17 protein-coding genes, 3 tRNA genes, 1 pseudogene and 1 riboswitch are annotated in these 16,421 nt (G+C 39.5%); of the genes and pseudogenes, 3 read left to right on the top strand and 18 right to left on the bottom strand.

Going from position 1 to position 16,421, the window contains the following annotated elements:
- Positions 1-39: 39 nt before the first annotated feature.
- From F0161_RS11815 to F0161_RS03280, 3 genes and pseudogenes are all read right to left on the bottom strand, one after another.
- The gene (locus F0161_RS11815) at positions 40-1,083 is read right to left on the bottom strand and encodes an ATP-binding cassette domain-containing protein (RefSeq protein ID WP_404825404.1); all 1,044 of its coding nucleotides are present in this window, start codon (positions 1,081-1,083) and stop codon (positions 40-42) included.
- Between the two features lie 172 nt (positions 1,084-1,255).
- Positions 1,256-2,461: an IS110 family RNA-guided transposase gene (locus F0161_RS03285; RefSeq protein WP_150203715.1), complete on the bottom strand. Its 1,206-nt coding sequence runs from the start codon at positions 2,459-2,461 to the stop codon at positions 1,256-1,258.
- A 255-nt stretch (positions 2,462-2,716) separates the two neighbouring features.
- Positions 2,717-2,929, bottom strand: a pseudogene (locus tag F0161_RS03280) (ATP-binding cassette domain-containing protein); the annotation flags it as partial.
- A gap of 162 nt (positions 2,930-3,091) precedes the next feature.
- Here F0161_RS03280 and F0161_RS03275 point away from each other — a divergent pair.
- A complete protein-coding gene (locus F0161_RS03275) occupies positions 3,092-4,138 on the top strand; it encodes a hypothetical protein (protein WP_137601038.1) in 1,047 nt (348 codons plus the stop codon).
- A gap of 106 nt (positions 4,139-4,244) precedes the next feature.
- On the opposite strand, the gene F0161_RS03270 is transcribed toward F0161_RS03275, so the two are convergent.
- The 7 genes from F0161_RS03270 to F0161_RS03240 all read right to left on the bottom strand — a co-directional run bounded on the left by F0161_RS03270 (position 4,245) and on the right by F0161_RS03240 (position 8,314).
- Positions 4,245-4,317, bottom strand: a tRNA-Thr gene (locus tag F0161_RS03270).
- 5 nt (positions 4,318-4,322) lie between these two features.
- A tRNA-Leu gene (locus tag F0161_RS03265) sits at positions 4,323-4,405 on the bottom strand.
- 42 nt (positions 4,406-4,447) lie between these two features.
- A tRNA-Val gene (locus F0161_RS03260) sits at positions 4,448-4,520 on the bottom strand.
- A 121-nt stretch (positions 4,521-4,641) separates the two neighbouring features.
- The gene (locus F0161_RS03255; protein ID WP_150203714.1) at positions 4,642-5,283 is read right to left on the bottom strand and encodes a deoxynucleoside kinase; all 642 of its coding nucleotides are present in this window, start codon (positions 5,281-5,283) and stop codon (positions 4,642-4,644) included.
- A gap of 130 nt (positions 5,284-5,413) precedes the next feature.
- Positions 5,414-6,883, bottom strand: coding sequence for an amino acid permease (locus tag F0161_RS03250; protein ID WP_150203713.1), 1,470 nt, complete (start codon positions 6,881-6,883; stop codon positions 5,414-5,416).
- 128 nt (positions 6,884-7,011) lie between these two features.
- Positions 7,012-7,188: riboswitch (Lysine riboswitch) on the bottom strand.
- 41 nt (positions 7,189-7,229) lie between these two features.
- Complete coding sequence (locus F0161_RS03245; protein WP_150203712.1) at positions 7,230-7,751, bottom strand: RrF2 family transcriptional regulator; 522 nt, start codon at positions 7,749-7,751, stop codon at positions 7,230-7,232.
- A gap of 20 nt (positions 7,752-7,771) precedes the next feature.
- Complete coding sequence (locus F0161_RS03240; protein ID WP_150203711.1) at positions 7,772-8,314, bottom strand: GNAT family N-acetyltransferase; 543 nt, start codon at positions 8,312-8,314, stop codon at positions 7,772-7,774.
- Positions 8,315-8,356: 42 nt separating this feature from the next.
- Here F0161_RS03240 and F0161_RS03235 point away from each other — a divergent pair, with 42 nt between their 5' ends.
- The gene (locus F0161_RS03235) at positions 8,357-9,154 is read left to right on the top strand and encodes an alpha/beta hydrolase (RefSeq protein ID WP_150203710.1); all 798 of its coding nucleotides are present in this window, start codon (positions 8,357-8,359) and stop codon (positions 9,152-9,154) included.
- Positions 9,155-9,213: 59 nt separating this feature from the next.
- Here the strand turns inward: F0161_RS03235 and F0161_RS03230 are convergent, their stop codons facing one another.
- The 6 genes from F0161_RS03230 to F0161_RS03205 form a co-directional block, all read right to left on the bottom strand.
- The gene (locus F0161_RS03230; protein WP_137601032.1) at positions 9,214-9,402 is read right to left on the bottom strand and encodes a PspC domain-containing protein; all 189 of its coding nucleotides are present in this window, start codon (positions 9,400-9,402) and stop codon (positions 9,214-9,216) included.
- Positions 9,403-9,474: 72 nt separating this feature from the next.
- Entirely contained in the window at positions 9,475-10,140 is a 666-nt protein-coding gene (locus tag F0161_RS03225) for a phosphatase PAP2 family protein (protein ID WP_150203709.1), read from the bottom strand.
- A gap of 78 nt (positions 10,141-10,218) precedes the next feature.
- Positions 10,219-10,677 carry a threonine/serine exporter family protein gene (locus tag F0161_RS03220; RefSeq protein ID WP_150203708.1) on the bottom strand — a complete coding sequence of 153 codons (459 nt, stop codon included), beginning with the start codon at positions 10,675-10,677 and terminating at the stop codon, positions 10,219-10,221.
- A gap of 10 nt (positions 10,678-10,687) precedes the next feature.
- Positions 10,688-11,437 (bottom strand): threonine/serine exporter family protein, encoded by a 750-nt coding sequence (locus tag F0161_RS03215; RefSeq protein WP_137601093.1) that lies wholly within the window; start codon positions 11,435-11,437, stop codon positions 10,688-10,690.
- A gap of 136 nt (positions 11,438-11,573) precedes the next feature.
- Entirely contained in the window at positions 11,574-11,774 is a 201-nt protein-coding gene (locus F0161_RS03210; protein WP_137601029.1) for a cold-shock protein, read from the bottom strand.
- Positions 11,775-11,999: 225 nt separating this feature from the next.
- Entirely contained in the window at positions 12,000-12,647 is a 648-nt protein-coding gene (locus F0161_RS03205) for a metal-dependent transcriptional regulator (protein ID WP_150203707.1), read from the bottom strand.
- Positions 12,648-12,843: 196 nt separating this feature from the next.
- Here F0161_RS03205 and F0161_RS03200 point away from each other — a divergent pair, with 196 nt between their 5' ends.
- Positions 12,844-13,743, top strand: coding sequence for a cation diffusion facilitator family transporter (locus tag F0161_RS03200; RefSeq protein WP_150203706.1), 900 nt, complete (start codon positions 12,844-12,846; stop codon positions 13,741-13,743).
- 69 nt (positions 13,744-13,812) lie between these two features.
- Here the strand turns inward: F0161_RS03200 and rnjA are convergent, their stop codons facing one another.
- Positions 13,813-15,537 (bottom strand): ribonuclease J1, encoded by a 1,725-nt coding sequence (gene rnjA, locus F0161_RS03195; protein WP_137601026.1) that lies wholly within the window; start codon positions 15,535-15,537, stop codon positions 13,813-13,815.
- A 282-nt stretch (positions 15,538-15,819) separates the two neighbouring features.
- Positions 15,820-16,257: a MerR family transcriptional regulator gene (locus F0161_RS03190; protein WP_150203705.1), complete on the bottom strand. Its 438-nt coding sequence runs from the start codon at positions 16,255-16,257 to the stop codon at positions 15,820-15,822.
- Positions 16,258-16,421 lie beyond the last annotated feature (164 nt).

Genomic DNA, 16,421 nt, shown 5'->3' with positions numbered 1-16,421 from the left:
TGTCTAACGTGGTATATGAAACCTCAATCGTCTTGCCAACTAGACTCTTCCAATTCTTATTAATCTTCTTGGCCGATGCTTTATCGAGTAAAATCTCACCAGATCCTGGTTTAGAACCTTTAACAATAGACGAAGTGGAGCTGGTATTGGTCCAGTTTTTAAGGAAGAGACCACTGTTGATTTTGAACCAGATTGCAAAGTGACATTGGCTGCCGAATAACTTTTTTCAACCGTCGCCACATTTTTGACGTCCTTAATTTCCTTAATATCATCGTTACTCAAGGTTTTGACTGTCGTGGCTGCAGCCGAAGCAGATGGTCCAGCTGCATCGCCTGATGATTTACTATATTTTGATACCGATATCACCTGTGGACTGGCTAAATCCGTAACTTGCTTATCAATATAGCCAGAAATGCCATTCCCTAATCCAGAAAATAACATCACCGCAAACAACCCAACGGCAGTCCCAAAGACAATTAATGAATTGCGCCACCCGTTATATTTCAAATGTTTATAGGCTGTTTTGTAGCTCACCCAGGCTGGCAATAATCGTGAGGATTTCGTACTCACCTCATGACTGACCGGATAAGCGTCACGTAAATGAGTATCACCATCAATCTTTCCATCCACCATATGCACAATCCGTGTCCCAGAATCTGCCACCGTTTGCGAGTGAGTGACCGCAATCACTAAGCGGCCTTCTTCAGCAATTTCATTTAAAATTTGTAGCACTTCTTGCGTGTTTTCAGCATCCAGGGCTCCGGTTGGTTCATCGGCAATGATTACTTTCGGATCACTGGCTAAAGCACGAGCAATTGCGACCCGTTGCTTTTGACCACCAGAAAGCTGATTAGGGAACTTATGAATCTGTTCCAGTAAACCAACCCTATCTAGTAATTCGGTTGCTTTCTGCTCGCGTTCACTTTTAGATAAGGTTGTCATATCCAATGGAATCAGCACATTATCTAAAATTGATAAGTGGTTAATCAAATTGTAGGCTTGGTAAATGTAACCGATAGTATCACGTCGATATGAATCTAGCGCTTTTTCATCACTGTGATTTAATTTTCTACCATTAGTCAAGGGAAACCTCGTTCTAATGGTTTTTTATTTTAATAAAGCATGGCTACAGGCCTATTTAATAACGTATATGAACTGAAAAAGATCAATTAAATTAAATTGAGTGTACACAAAATAAACATCTCTAGTATTCCTAATTTTTGAGATGCTATAATGTATTTGAATGGATAATGATCTACAGTTCTGGCGTGAACTTCATAGGGTCATAAAATTCATTATTTTTGATGAGGTGGTAGATGGTTCGATTGAGCCTTCCCATCGCAGCTATGGCAATCTTCTTGGTGTGAATGTCACCGGAAGATTGCTTTTTTCTTTGATAGAACAGACTAATGTTACTAGGATGATATCTTGAGACACTCACTATATTCAGTACAGCTTTGAAAAGTATTTTACGAGCGTAGGTATTCCCACGCTTCCTGATGTGCTGTCCCATTTCAAAGTCCCCAGATTGATATTGAATTAAGTCAATTCCGATATAAGCATTAATCGCATTAGGTTTTCTAAATCTGCGGATATCTCCCAATTCAGCCACCAAACATACTGCTGTTTTAATACCAATTCCTGGAATCGATTGTAGAATGGGAATTTCCTGAAGATTAGCTGAAATTTCAGTCATTTCGTCAATCGTTTTCTTCTTCAAAGTATCGAGTCGTTCTACTTCTCCGGCTAAATAAATTACAGCTTGGACGGCATGTGTGCAGTTTTCAACAGCTGGAGCTGAATTATATGCCAAATCTTGTAAGTGCTGGGCTAGAACCAGCGAACGACGTTCACCCATGTTCTTAGGTGTCGCTTCAATAATTAGCCGAGCCAGTTCGGTAATTCCCATTTCTAAAACCAGAGATGGATGTGGAAACTGCTGAACGATGTGCCAATACAATGCACCATCGGTGACACTTAAGAATCGTTCAATTTCGGGGAAAGCCAGTTGTAGTTTTTGATGTAATCGATTCTTAGCCCTAACAATATCTTCCTTCAGCTCTTGATATGTCCGTTCTAAATCATGCAGTTCTGAATAAACTGGTTGTTCCTGAAATGTTGGCTTGTAGTGATGTTGTGACATCGCCATTGCCAATGAAACTGCATCTAATCGGTCATTTTTATTGTGGCGAAAACTATCCATATCCTTCTTAGCTGCTAAAGGATTAATTTCTGTATATTGCCAACCGTTACGAATCAGAAATGCACGTATACTGCGAGAATAGATTCCTGAAGATTCAAAAATTATCTGTGGTGATGTTAATCCATCTAGCTCATCTTCAAGAATTTCAAACCCATGCCGGTCATTTTGAATTTTGAATTCTTTGTAAACCTTTTGTTCAATCAAAATTGCTATATTGGAGCTGTGCTTACTTACATCAATACCAAATACGATATCCATGACTAACTACCACCTTTATGAAAGTTGTATTCACTGATTCACTCATCTCAATTTTCAATACACGACTTTAAATAGCCAACGGACTTCGAGCGAGTTAATTTGTGAACCAAATGAAGTTGCCAGTTTTTGTGACGACGTCACCAGAAGGTGCGCCAAATAGACCTTCGACATGTCAACTTCATTACCACTTTAGCAAAAAAAGAAAAAGTGGTGAATCATAATTCCGTCGAATTATGATTCACCACTAATGTTAGTCAGTTTTTGTCCGTTAACAATCACACTACCATCAAACTTACGGTCTAGCCCACCAATGATGTTCATCAACGTGGATTTTCCACCACCAGATTCGCCGAGAATGGAAACAAATTCTCCTAATTCAAATTTTAAGTCAATCCCCTTCAAAACCGGGAATTCTTCTTTACCTAAATAATACGATTTATGAATGTCTTGCAGTTCTAAATAACTCATTTAATTGTCCTCTTTAATTTAATATTTATTAACAAGGACTACTATAAAGAACCTATTGACTCTGCACATCGTCCCTCTAGGCAAACTTTGACTGCCTAGTTGGGCAATGTAGATTCTATGGTATAATCAGTTCTAATCTACTAACTAGAAGGAATTAAATCTATGAATGATATATTTCGTTATCAGCAACTTTTCCAACGAGTTGCATTTTTTTTGCTAATAATTATGGCGATTTTTGGTAATCTGCCCTTATTCATTGTCGCTAGTATCATGATTGCACTATTTTTAACACTCAAAGTTTGTATCACCACTCGCTATCCAACTAATCTGAAAGTAATTCTTTCATTTGGTTACATTGCGGTGATGGTAGTTCAAATTGTATTTATCGCTAATGCCAACGTTGATCAATACTTCTTCACTAGAATCATCGCAGCTATCTTATTGCCACTCCCATTTTTACTAGAGTGGGCGGTCATGCGAAAAAATGATGATATATTTTATTTACCATCACTCGGTGAACTAGCAACAATTAGTTTTGAACCATTTAAAGAAAATCTACAAGCCATTCATGAACAAGTTTCAAGTGTTGGCCATGTGCTGTCAGGCAACAATATTAAAGCATTGTTTAGTGATTTACACCGTCATAATTCACTCAATTACATTAATGAACGTTCGCTCGATACCGATTTCTTCGCCCGGGCCGAACAATCCTTAGATGATCCGAACTTGTATATCGTGGTTTCCAATACTGGTACTCCCGCCAGTCAATTGATTGGATTATTTACCCAAAAGCAATTTAACCATGCCAGCCTCAGCTTTGACCGTGAATTGTCGACCATTATTTCGTACAACGGTGGTGAACGGGTTTATCCACCTGGATTAAATCCTGAAATGTTATCATCACTTCACAAAAATGATGACGCAAGTATTTTAATCTACCGCCTCCCTGTCACCCGAGCACAAAAAGAAATCGTATTGAACACGATTCGTGAAATCAATACGACTGGTAGTGCGTATAATATTCTCGGCTTAATTACTAAGCGTTCATTGCGTCGCAATATCATGTTTTGTTCGCAATTTGTTTACCGCATGTTAGAAATTGCCGACGTTGCTTACTTTGATAAAAAAGCCGGTGACGTTCGACCAACCGATTTTATCGAGCTCGATTATCATCGTCAACTAAACTATGTTGATGAAATTAAATTTTAATGGCTCATTGTCATCTACAGTCCATCGTAACCAACGCGATGGTCATTTTTTTGTCCAAAAAAAAAATGACCATCATAAAATAGTCAATTCCTTTAAAGGCGTAACATGCCGACTAGAGGATTCGAACCTCCGACCCCCTGTTTACAAGACAGGTGCTCTGCCAACTGAGCTAAGTCGGCAAATATGCGGATGAAGGGAATCGAACCCCCACATCTAAAAGATACAAGAACCTAAATCTTGCGCGTCTGCCAGTTCCGCCACATCCGCAAATGTGTATTAAATTGTAACTTTTCACTATTCCGAGTGAAATGGAGGATACAGGGTTCGAACCTGTGACATCCTGCTTGTAAGGCAGACGCTCTCCCAGCTGAGCTAATCCTCCATTGTACATATCGCCATAAGACAACTATATTACTTTATCATGACCTAAAACCCTTGTCAACGGTATTCAGATACATTTCTTTGAAAAAATAATACTTTTATTTAGGCGATACGAGACAAAATTAGATAATTGATAATTCCTTTAATTTGGCATCAACCATCTTTAAAACGTGTGCTTGGGCATCTTGATCTTCAACAAAATTGTATTTGTCACCATCAATGGCCAACTTAGGGCTTTTATCATACTTGTCGAACCATTCTGAATAGCGTTGGTTCAAGCTTAAGTAGTATTCATACAGACTTGGATCTTCATCAATTTGTTCGTATGAACGACCCCGTTTTTTGATGCGTTCTAGCATCGTATCAAATGAAACTTGGACGCAAATCAGCAAGTCTGGATTCTTCTTTTGTGGTACTTCGGGTAATTCTTCCATCATATTTTGCACAAGGGATTCATGAATTTCAGCTTCCGTTGAAGTTGCTCGTCCAAGGTCCGCGTTTAGCTTAAACAACAATGGATCTTCGAAAATTGACCGATCCAACACATCAGTTGGATTAGATGAGGCATTTTTAATTTCCTCTAGTCGTTTATTTAAAAAATACATTTGGAGTAAGAATCCATATTTCTTTGGATCTTTATAAAATAATGGCAAAATTTCATTGTCATCAACCGATTCATAGAAGGCTTGGCTATGTAAATGATCAGCCAGCATTTGTGTCAAGCTGGTCTTACCAGCACCAATTGTTCCAGATAATACAATCATATTCATTCTCCTCGTTCAAATAAGTCCGAATATAATTGTATCATCATATTTTAGCTTCAGAGGTTACTAGATTGTTACAAAACCAAAAACAGCGACAGACCGCTGATTAGCGACCTATCACTGTAGTTAATTATTCTTCAAATGATTCTGATTTAGTTTTAGGTGTCAAATCCACTTCTTTTAATGGAATGACGTGTGTCTTGTGACGAATTTTGTAGTAGAAATACAAGACGGCAAATAATGGCACACTCATATAAGTAATTCCAATTTTGGCCCAGTCGAGTTTTGCAAAGGCAGTTAAGTCTTGACCCACAATGACCAACACACACAATACTAAGGCTAAAATAGGCCCTAATGGGAACCAAGCAGCGTGATATTTCAGTTCACTGACCGAATGGCCCTGAGCGATGAAAGCACGCCTGAAACGCAAATGAGAGATTGCTATCCCTAACCAAGCAATGAATCCAGTTAACCCACTAGCGGCAATTAAGAATTCATAAACGCGAGGTCCAAAGATTCCTGTTAAAAAGGTTAATGCTCCAATAATGGTAGTTCCTAACACGGAATACATAGGAATTCCACGAATGTTGGTAATTTTGAAAATCTTAGGTGCATATCCTTCTAATGATAATGAATACAACATCCGGGCTGAAGCATACAAACCAGAGTTGGCTGAAGACACCACGGCGGTTAAGATAACTGCATTCATCACACTAGCAGCAGCGGCTAAACCGGCACGCTTAAAGACCAATGTAAATGGACTCATGGCGATATCAGCTTCAGATGAACCCAGCAAGTTGTGACTAGTATATGGAAGCACACAAGCAATCACGAAAATTGATAAGATATAGAAAATCAAAATCCGCCAAAAAGTTGACTTGATAGCCTTGGGAATACTAGTTTGTGGATCTTTTGATTCTCCAGCCGTGATTCCGATTAATTCAGTTCCTTGGAACGAGAATCCAGCAACTAAGAAGACTCCCAGCATTGGCGCTAACCCACCAACGAATGGGGCTTGTTTGTACGTTAAGTTTGAAAAGCCAACTGGTTTACTACCACCCAAAATGCCGACAATAATGAATAATCCGACAATTAGGAAAATCACCACGGTGACAATTTTAATGATGGCCATCCAATACTCAGCTTCCCCAAAGGTACTAACCGAAAGTGCATTAATGGCGAAAATTAAGACTAACGTGATCAAACTAAATATCCAACTAGGAACATGAGGCAACCAGAAGTTGACCACAACCCCCGCTGTCGTTATTTCTACGGCAATCGTAATTGCCCAATTAAACCAATAATTCCAACCCATCGCAAAACCTAGTGCCGGATCCACGAATTTGGTTGAATATGCTGCAAACGAACCGGTCAATGGCATATAAGTTGCCATTTCACCTAAACTGGTCATCAAGAAGAAAACCATCATCCCCATAATTGCATATGCGACTAGTGCTCCACCAGGACCTGCTTGATGGATAACCGAGCCACTCGCGATGAAGAGCCCGGTTCCGATTGAACCACCCAACGCAATCATTGAGAGATGTCTCGTCTTGAGTCCACGCTTAACTTGGTTGTTACCTGAATCTTGTGTTGCCATATTGAATCTCCTCCTTGTGCTACATACCACATTACCTGTTTGATCTAAAAGAGAGAGAATTGACATAAAATAAAAAAAGATCTCTTTGTTTGTCACGCAAACAAAAAGACCCCTATTCTTCCGGTCAAATCGTCGACAGCGCCCCGCAAATATTTTTGCGACAGTCCCTGATTTATTAGACCAGGGCCCAACAGACAACTAAAATAAGTAGTCATCCATTTCGGCATGGCACCCTTTCAACAGCTCTACGACGCTCATTCGTCTAAAGCCATCTACTGATGAGTCACGCGACCTCTTCTTTCGATATGACAAATATTATACACCATTCAGGCGAAACCTCAATAGCTTAAACGATTTTCAAGTTATCTAATAATTGTTGGCGAAAATCTTCTGGTGAGCTAATGCTTTCATTCCAGTCAATTTTCGGTACCTGCGACACATGCAATAAATTCAATAATAATTCATTCACACTGTGTTGTTTCAATGCCGCAACCCATTTTTCATCGGCTTCATCAAAAACTTGACTGATGATTTTATTACCATCTTTCACATATGAATGTATATCGGCAAAGACATTGTCAATAATGCCAGTTGGTCGATAACTTTGAATTTCACCTTCAACCGCCGTCACTAACTCATACATGGAAATTTGACTCGGTAAGCGACTGACCGTAAAACCGCCATTCGTCCCCGGAATCGAATGTACGATTTTACCCACGACTAATTTACGCATGATTTTTTTTAAATAACTAGATGAGCCACCCAGACGGGTATGAATCAATTCCGACGATAGCGGTATATCTTGTTCTTGTGTCGCGAGTAACGTCAAAATGCACGCCGCCTGTTCGACTTTCTTTGTGAGTTTCAAAATGACCCCTCCATAGTTTATCAATCATTTAACATTGATTCAGACAAATAAAAATACTCTAATTGTTCATCAAATTGATCTTCACTCAGGTAACGCGGTACTTTCTTAGCTTGAAATCCCATGCGTTTCAATAACGCTTGTGATCGGACATTACCTGAATGTGCACCCGCATAAATACCAACAAAATCTGTCTCTTCAAAATACGCACTGATCAACTGTCGAAGTGCTTCGCTCATTAATCCTTGTTGCCATGAATCACGACTCAATACAAAGCCAATTTCGCACTCAAACTCTGAATACACATAGTTTAATAAATACATCCGGTAAAACACAACTAATCCGACCGCATTTCCCGATTTTTTATTTCGCAAAATATAAATTAATGAGTTTTGGGTCTTAACTAACATCGTTAAACCCATTAATTTTTCTGGCCGTGTCTCCGGTAACCGTAAGCCACTCATTAAATTGAGTTCTTGATCCTCAAACATATCTGCGACATCTGTGACATCGGTTAGCGCAAAACGGTTAATTAATAATCTATTGGTCTCATACGTATCTTGCATTATAATAGCTCCTAGACAAATCTATTTTTACGAGGTACTTCAATGAATATACAAACTATCCCACTGGCAGACGATAATTACCAAACATCCGCCTCATTAACTACTTATTTTACTGACAATCAATCACAGGTTCAACCCGCTTTAGTATTTGTTCCAGGCGGTTCATATACCCATATTAGTTTGCCGGAAGCCGAAAAAACCGCCCTATATTTTGCCGAACATGGTTTTCGCTGTTTTATCCTGCGTTATAGTTTCGTGAACGAAAAATCACCTTTGCTACCAAGTCCGTTAATTGAAATTGCTAAAAGTCTCAAATTAATTCGCCACCAAGCCACCGAATGGCAAGTAGACCCTGACAAAATTGTCGTGATGGGCTTTTCAGTTGGCGGCCACTTAATAAGCTTGTACAACAATTTTTGGCACGCCCCTTGGTTAGCTGAGGCAGCCGGGGCAACTAGTGCTGAAATGCAACCCAACGCCGTCATCCTAGGTTATCCAGTCATTGATTCACAACTTGGATTCCCAAACTCAGCTGAAGTTGAAGCAAGTTGGACGGATGATCCAAGTTACTACGCTGCTCAAAAGCATGTGCACAGTACCAATGCGCCAACCTTTCTTTGGGCCACTGATGATGATCCACTGGTTCCCTCAATTAACTCAATTGAGTACAGTCTGGCCCTTTCAAAACAACACATCCCTCAGGAATTCCACTTGTTTCATCACGGTCCCCACGGCTTAAATTTAGCGACTGAAGCTACCGCCAAAGATGATGCTCATGTGCAACCACACGTCGCTCACTGGACCACGTTAGTGCTGGAATGGTTAGCTAAAACGATTTAAAAAATGAGATTGAAGCCTAGTTATTTAGCTTCAATCTCATTTTTGTTTAAATATAATTTTTAATCGTCTGCACCTGGCATCACGATTGCCGCCACAATATAGATTAATCCGAGGGGGAAAAATCCGGTAAAGACCATTGCTGTGGCATAAATAATTCTCACAATCGCTTTATCCCAGCCATAACGCTCGGCAAAGCCTCCGCAAACTCCGGCAAGTACTTTATCTCTAGAACGATGTAATTTGTCCATGGCGCACCTCCAGTAAATTAGTTAGCTGTCCTTAGTTAAAGCATAGCACAACCACCGAACGCGTCCAAATATTTAAATCTCTGAATTAGAGACGAACTTCCATTGTTTTAAAATTGGCGCTAACCACACATACAACCATTCCGATACTTGCAACCAGGCATAAGCCAATAAAACGGCTGCAATCGTATCACTTGGGTAATGTGCGAAAAGATAAACCCGTGAAATAGCGAGTAAAATCAAGAAAATCACGAGGATAGCTTCCAAAATAAAGCGTCGTAAGCTACTTTGAATCAGTGGCACCACGATAATAAAGATGATGGCAATCACCAAAAACATACCAAAGACGTGACCACTTGGGAAACTATAACCGTCGTCACCCTTTAAATGCTGAACCGGACGGGCACGTTTCACAATTGCTTTTAAAATGTAAGCTACAATATCTCCGCCAACAATTGTTCCTAACGCCCACAATGCCGGAATTTTATACTTAAATCCCCATAGCAATAAGGCAATAATAAAGGTATACACAATCGCCAGCTTCGGCTCTCCAAGGAACGTCACAATCGTCATTAATTTATCACGAAAGTTAGTTTGCGTTGTGGTAAAAAATCCTTGAATTAACGAATCACACAGTTGAAACACCACTGAGTTAAACATGACTAGGCACGCAAGGATAATCACGAACACGCCTGACCACAGGAATCTCTTAATTCTATCTTTGTCTTGTTCAATGAACATGGTTTGTTCCCCCAAATAATTAGTTGTTTCTATCTTAGCATACGTACCAAGGTAATCTTTCTCAACTTTTGATTAAATTCACATTTTTTTGATTACTTCAGTCCGAAAATAAGTCGAAAAGCGATGATACATTTCACCTAGCACAAATCCCATTGCCAATGCACCCGCAATGACAATCACTTGCACGCAAAATGACCACGCGGTTTGCGTATGGCCAATCGCAAAGTTTCTGACCATCTGATACGACTGCCCACCGGGAACAAAGGATACCAGACTCGGAATATTAAAAATCATCATTGGCATTTTTTTATACTTAGCAGCATACAAGCTCGCCACGCTGATTAAAAAGGCCGCCACTAAGTTACCAAAAGCAATTCCAACACCTAGATGGCTCAGTACCAGGTAAACACCCCATGAGCCCGCGCCAATTAAACCAGCAACGTTAAAGGCTTGATGCGGAATGTTCATAATGATTCCAAAACAAATCGTTGCGACGTACGCCATAATTAGTTGGAAGATCATATTATCAAGTATCATTATCTTCCTCCTAAATAAAGTTCAACACGACGACAATGCCGCCTGCGATTGCAACAGCTGAAATTAAAGCTTCAAACGCTCGTGCCGGGCCGCTGATTAAGTTGCCACTGACCAAGTCACGAACTGCGTTGGTAATCGGCACGCCAGGGACCAGGGGCATGATACTGCCAATAATAATATTATCAAAATGGACTCCCAGTCCTAATTTAACCGCAACTAATGCTAAAATACCAATCACAAACGATGAAAAAAATTCACTTAAAAATTGCACTTGAAATTTATGATTAAAAAAGTAAAAAATGGCAAAGCCAATTCCGCCAATTACAAAGCCAGCGGGTGCATCGACATACTCGTGAGTAAAAATAATCAGTAAGACCGCACTCAACATTGCTGCCGCTAAAAAACGGACGAGAAATGAAAAAGTCGGCGTATCATTATCAATTCGATCTAGCAACCGCACTAATTCTGGTAAGTCAATTTCTTGTTGGGCAAATTGACGAGACAATTGATTAACTCGTGCCACCTTATCCAAATCGATGGAACGATGTTCAATACTCGCCACCTGCGCATTGGGATGGTTATCAATCGAGATTACAATCCCTGTCACTGTCACAAACATTTGTGCGTTAACTACGCCGGCATTATAAGCAATGCGCTGCATCGTATCAATCACCCGCGCCATTTCGGAACCATTTTCAATTAATATTCGTCCGGCCTGTAGACAGGCATTTAAAATATGGGTCTGTTTTTCAAAACTCATGTCCATGTAATCTCGCCACCTTTATTGTTATTCTAACCTTGCCTATTATGCACTATCTAAACGTGGTTATTCAACATAAAACCACAAAAAAACTCCCAGAACCGGACGGCTCTGGGAGATAAGATTTAATTTAAAATTAAGCCTTGTTTACGTTAACTGCTTGTGGTCCACGGTCACTTTCTTCTACGTCGAAAGTTACTGATTGGCCTTCATCAAGAGTCTTGAATCCGTCACCTTGGATAGCTGAGAAATGTACGAATACATCGTTGCCATCTTCGCGAGTGATAAAACCAAAGCCCTTATCTGCGTTAAACCATTTTACTGTTCCTTGTTCCATGTTGAAAATCCTCCTGTGCAATTGCACGTACGTTTTTTTGTAATTCATGCTCCGGTGCAAATTGGGGATATTCCAAACAATGAAACGATCGAACCAAAATTACCTTACTTAAACTACAAGATTTAGTATAGCATACCAATTTTTAAAAAGATACCTACAACTCACTACTTTATTAAGAAAACTAAGATTTTTTAATGTTTTATCAAATCGCCGTCCAATTTAGCTTTATTGAACGAAAATATTGTGCGCAGCTTTGAACGAAATGCTGATTTCTGTCTCATCTGCGAGCCGTTTTACAATAATTGGCCCCTCAAATGGTTCATGTCTTAAAACAATCACTTTGGTGTTCGCGCTGACACCTAAATTATGAAGATACGTTAACAGATCATGATTATCGATAATTCTAGTAATTTTGATTTCCTGCCCGTCTTCAATATCTGCTAAAACAATATTGGAACTTTCTGGATAATCACCATTTTCATCAGGAATTACACCACCATGAGGACAAAACTTTGGTTTGCCGAGAAAATCATATAAAGCATCGGCGAGTTTGTCGCTCGTTTGATGTTCGAGTACTTCAGCTTCGGAATGGACATCGGCCACTTCATATTTTAAATCATCAACTAAAAATGTTTCCCATAGTCGATGCTTGCGCACCAATTCAATGGCTAATTGATGGCCCAATTGAGTTAAGGTAATCCCCGCATAAGGTTCATGAATCACTAACTTTTCTTCGACTAACTTGGTAATCATTTCTGTCACTGAGCCAGCGGCCACGTCTAACCCGAGAGCAATTTCTTTATTTGAAATTTTACGTTCTGTGCCACCCAGTTCAAAAATAATCTTGATATAATCTTCTTTCATTGGTGTCATAAGCTTGTTCCGTGACTCTCCTTAAGTGTTTTAAAAATAATAATCGTGGTGATATGTAATTGAGATATTGAATTCAAGTTGCAAATAGCATATCATAATATTTAAGTTAGGACTACCTAAAAATAATTTCAATATACATAATATTCTATTGAACCAACAATGTACATATAAACAACTTATTAATGGGGTGGCTGTGGTGGATGAAGAGATTTCAGGTAAACGGTTTTTATGGGTAACGGTACTTAATTTAATTATTACTATAGTAGAAATCCTGGGTGGCTTGGTGTCCGGTAGTTTAGCACTGCTATCTGATGCGTTTCACAATTTAGGTGATTCATTATCCATCTTGCTCGGTTACTTTGCCCAATTAATCGGGAAGCGTCCCGAAACCGAACGGCAAACATTTGGCTACCGCCGGGCTGAAATTCTCTCTGCATTTCTCAATGCCTTATTTTTAATTATTGTTTCTGTTTTCTTATTAATAGAAGCCGTGAAACGATTCTCCAGTCCTTCCACAATTGATGGACCAGTGATGCTGGTTGTCGCTATCGTTGGACTACTCGCCAACTTAGTGTCTGCCCTCTTGCTTCATAAGGGCAGCGAAGGCAGCCTAAATATCAAAGCTACCTATCTACATGTCCTAAGTGATTCCTTATCATCAGTTGGCGTGATTGTCGGTGCTTTAATTGTCACGATTTGGCATATCGACTGGGTAGATCCAGTCTTAACCATTGGTGTGGCCGTCTTCATTTGTTTTGAAGCCTGGCCCATCGTGAAACAAACGATTACCATTTTAATGCAAGCATCCCCCAAGCTCGATTATCTCGCCATTCAAAATGATATCGTGGCAATTGATGATGTCATATCAGTTCATCACATTCATGCGTGGATGATTGATGAACACCGAATCATTTTTTCCGCTCACATCAATGTGTTAGATTTACCGATTAGCGAAGTTGAACCCATCTACGCCGAAATTGAATTGTTATTAAAAGAAAAATACGGTATCGGTCATGTCACCATTCAAGCCGAAGTAGCGCGCGGTTTAGACGAAGAACTGTTTAATACTCCCGGTGACACAAATACGGAAAATTAAAAATGGACTGTAATACAAAACATTAGTTTTGTATTACAGTCCATTTCATTTCAACAAGCAAATCACTCATTAAACAGTTTGTTTTGCTGCTTGTTTTTCTTCATTATTAATAATGGTTACCATTGGAATGATGACTGGCCGGCGACCAGTTTGGGCATAGAGAAGTTTTTGCAAACGACTCACAATTGTCCGGTTCAAAGCACGTTCATCAATCTTCTTCCGACTCTTAAATGTATTTAAGATAGCCCAGAAGACTTCATGGTTGGCGGCTTTAATTAATTCTTGTGATTCGTGCATGTACACGAACCCACGTGAGACAATGTCTGGTCCAGCGACAATTTGATGGTTTTTCAAATCAACCACTGCAATTGCAGTCACGACCCCTTCTTCTGAAAGAAGACGACGTTCGCGAATTTCTGGATTTCCGACACTATCACCAACATCACGGCCATCGATGTAAACATCCCCGGCTGTATCAATATGATCAGCAATGCGTGCAGTATCCTTGGTTAAGGCCAACACATCCCCATTTTCCATGGTGAAGCGATTTTCCTTAGGAATACCAGTTAATTCAGCCAATTTGGAATGAACTTCCAACATTCTAAACTCACCGTGAATTGGCATGAAGAACTTAGGCTTCATCAAACGGAGCATCAATTCTTGTTCTAGTTGACCACCATGACCTGACGCATGGATGTTATTCAAGTAACCATGAATAACAGTAGCGCCCGCTTCATCCAACTTGTTAATTAATTGGTTAACACTAGTTGTGTTACCAGGAATTGGATTACTTGAGAAGACCACTGTATCACCAGGTTGAATGGTGATTTGACGGTGAGTTCCGGCAGCGATGCGGCTCAAAGCTGCCATTGGTTCCCCTTGCGAACCAGTACACATAATCAAAACCTTTTCAGGTGGATATGAGTTGATTTCATTAGGATCAATCAACACTTCCTCTGGAATGTTCAAATAACCTAATTCTTGTCCGGCAGCAATTGCATTTTCCATGCTTCGGCCAACTACGGCAATCATGCGGCCTTGGCGCATGGCTTCATCAGAGGCTTCCCGTAAACGATAAACGTTTGAGGCAAAGGAAGCGAAAATAATCCGGCCTTTAATTTTTTCAAAGACGCGACGAATATGCACGTCAACCCATTGTTCTGACTTTGAAAATTCAGGTCGTTCTGCATTGGTACTATCTGACGCCAATAACAAGACGCCATTTTCACCCAAAGCAGCCATTTTTTGTAAGTTAGGTGATGGTAACCCACCAACAGGGGTCAAATCAAACTTGAAATCACCAGTTTCAACAATGGTTCCTTGAGGTGTATGCACCGCAACTCCTAAGGCATCAGGAATTGAGTGGGTCGTACGGAAAAATGAAACTGACATTTTGTTAAATTTCAGAATCGTATCTTCTTGAACTTCAATTAATTCAGCATTGCGAAGTAAATGTTTTTCTTCTAACTTACCTTTAATTAATGACAAGGCAAATGGACCCGAATAAATGGGAACATTGACTTGTTGTAAGAAGAATGGCAACCCACCAATATGATCTTCGTGACCATGGGTGATAACAATTGCCTTAATTTTATCTTTGTTTTCGACTAAATAAGTATAGTCTTGGATGACATAGTCAACACCCAAAAGTTCGTCTTCAGGGAATAAAACCCCGCAGTCGATGACAATAATTTCGTCTTGAAATTGCACACAGTACATGTTTTTCCCGATTTCTCCGAGTCCACCGAGTGCGTAAAACGCAACTTCATTGTTGTTAATATTTAATTTTTGCATATCTACCTAGTTCCTTTTTTTGTTTTTTATTATCTATATGTATTCCGTTTTTTGTCACGAATAACTGCTATGTTCCCAATATTAAAATGGTCTCCGCCTATTTTTTAATACGCAAAATATACTTTGTAGTGCTCCCAATCAATTTAAAATATGAAAACTTCATTTATTTATCCGCTCGTTCGTTACTTTCCAGTATATCATAACGTTTTCTAAAATGGTACTGCCCACAACTCAATGGATAAGAAAAGCAACCAACCGGAATGATTGATTGCCTAAAGTATCTTATTTGTCATCGACTAAATGCATGGTGACCCCATCCAAATCGACAATTGCTACTAACTTTTTACCTGGTTGGTCTTCCACCGGCCCCATGTTAACAGCTGGTTTGCCATCAATCTCATCTATAGAAACAAACCGTTCCACCATTACTTTACGTAAAACCGAAATGGTTTCTTTTTGTTCATTAGCCTTTTTGACCGCAACCGGCAAGGTGTAACCCTCATCCAAAAAGTATTTGATCATCCGCACGCGTGACAGTGTCGCCATCGAATACTTACGATTTTGGCCCGTTTGGATTTGAATCGGATGAATATAGCCTTTACTTTCCCAATAACGCAATTTACTTTGAGAAACTTGTGTAACCCTTGCCAAGTCACCAATACCAAACTGCATTATTTTTTGATCAAAGACTTCTTTTAATTGTGTTGGAACTTCAATCAACTTTTTACTTCCTTTCGAATTCTAATAGTGGTATTGTTTCAAAGTTGTTTTCATTTTGATAATTTATATGAACTCAGTATATATTTTCTCACAGCATTGTCAAGTTATTTGACAAAGTTAAAAAATGAGTTTAAAGTAACAAACATGGAAATTTAGAAAAGAGG

It is taken from the genome of Paucilactobacillus nenjiangensis, assembly GCF_008632615.1.
Taxonomy (GTDB): Bacteria; Bacillota; Bacilli; order Lactobacillales; family Lactobacillaceae; genus Paucilactobacillus; species Paucilactobacillus nenjiangensis.
This window is presented reverse-complemented; position numbering and strand designations above follow the sequence as displayed.

What these genes read in the sequence shown, in the direction of transcription:
- rnjA (WP_137601026.1), bottom strand. Translation starts at nt 15,537, where the DNA reads ATGCAAAAATTAAATATTAACAACAATGAAGTTGCGTTTTACGCACTC.
- F0161_RS03235 (WP_150203710.1), top strand. Translation starts at nt 8,357, where the DNA reads ATGAATATACAAACTATCCCACTGGCAGACGATAATTACCAAACATCC.
- F0161_RS03240 (WP_150203711.1), bottom strand. Translation starts at nt 8,314, where the DNA reads ATGCAAGATACGTATGAGACCAATAGATTATTAATTAACCGTTTTGCG.
- F0161_RS03205 (WP_150203707.1), bottom strand. Translation starts at nt 12,647, where the DNA reads ATGACACCAATGAAAGAAGATTATATCAAGATTATTTTTGAACTGGGT.
- F0161_RS03210 (WP_137601029.1), bottom strand. Translation starts at nt 11,774, where the DNA reads ATGGAACAAGGAACAGTAAAATGGTTTAACGCAGATAAGGGCTTTGGT.
- F0161_RS03220 (WP_150203708.1), bottom strand. Translation starts at nt 10,677, where the DNA reads ATGATACTTGATAATATGATCTTCCAACTAATTATGGCGTACGTCGCA.
- F0161_RS03275 (WP_137601038.1), top strand. Translation starts at nt 3,092, where the DNA reads ATGAATGATATATTTCGTTATCAGCAACTTTTCCAACGAGTTGCATTT.
- F0161_RS03250 (WP_150203713.1), bottom strand. Translation starts at nt 6,883, where the DNA reads ATGGCAACACAAGATTCAGGTAACAACCAAGTTAAGCGTGGACTCAAG.
- F0161_RS03285 (WP_150203715.1), bottom strand. Translation starts at nt 2,461, where the DNA reads ATGGATATCGTATTTGGTATTGATGTAAGTAAGCACAGCTCCAATATA.
- F0161_RS03230 (WP_137601032.1), bottom strand. Translation starts at nt 9,402, where the DNA reads ATGGACAAATTACATCGTTCTAGAGATAAAGTACTTGCCGGAGTTTGC.
- F0161_RS03255 (WP_150203714.1), bottom strand. Translation starts at nt 5,283, where the DNA reads ATGATTGTATTATCTGGAACAATTGGTGCTGGTAAGACCAGCTTGACA.
- F0161_RS03215 (WP_137601093.1), bottom strand. Translation starts at nt 11,437, where the DNA reads ATGAGTTTTGAAAAACAGACCCATATTTTAAATGCCTGTCTACAGGCC.
- F0161_RS03225 (WP_150203709.1), bottom strand. Translation starts at nt 10,140, where the DNA reads ATGTTCATTGAACAAGACAAAGATAGAATTAAGAGATTCCTGTGGTCA.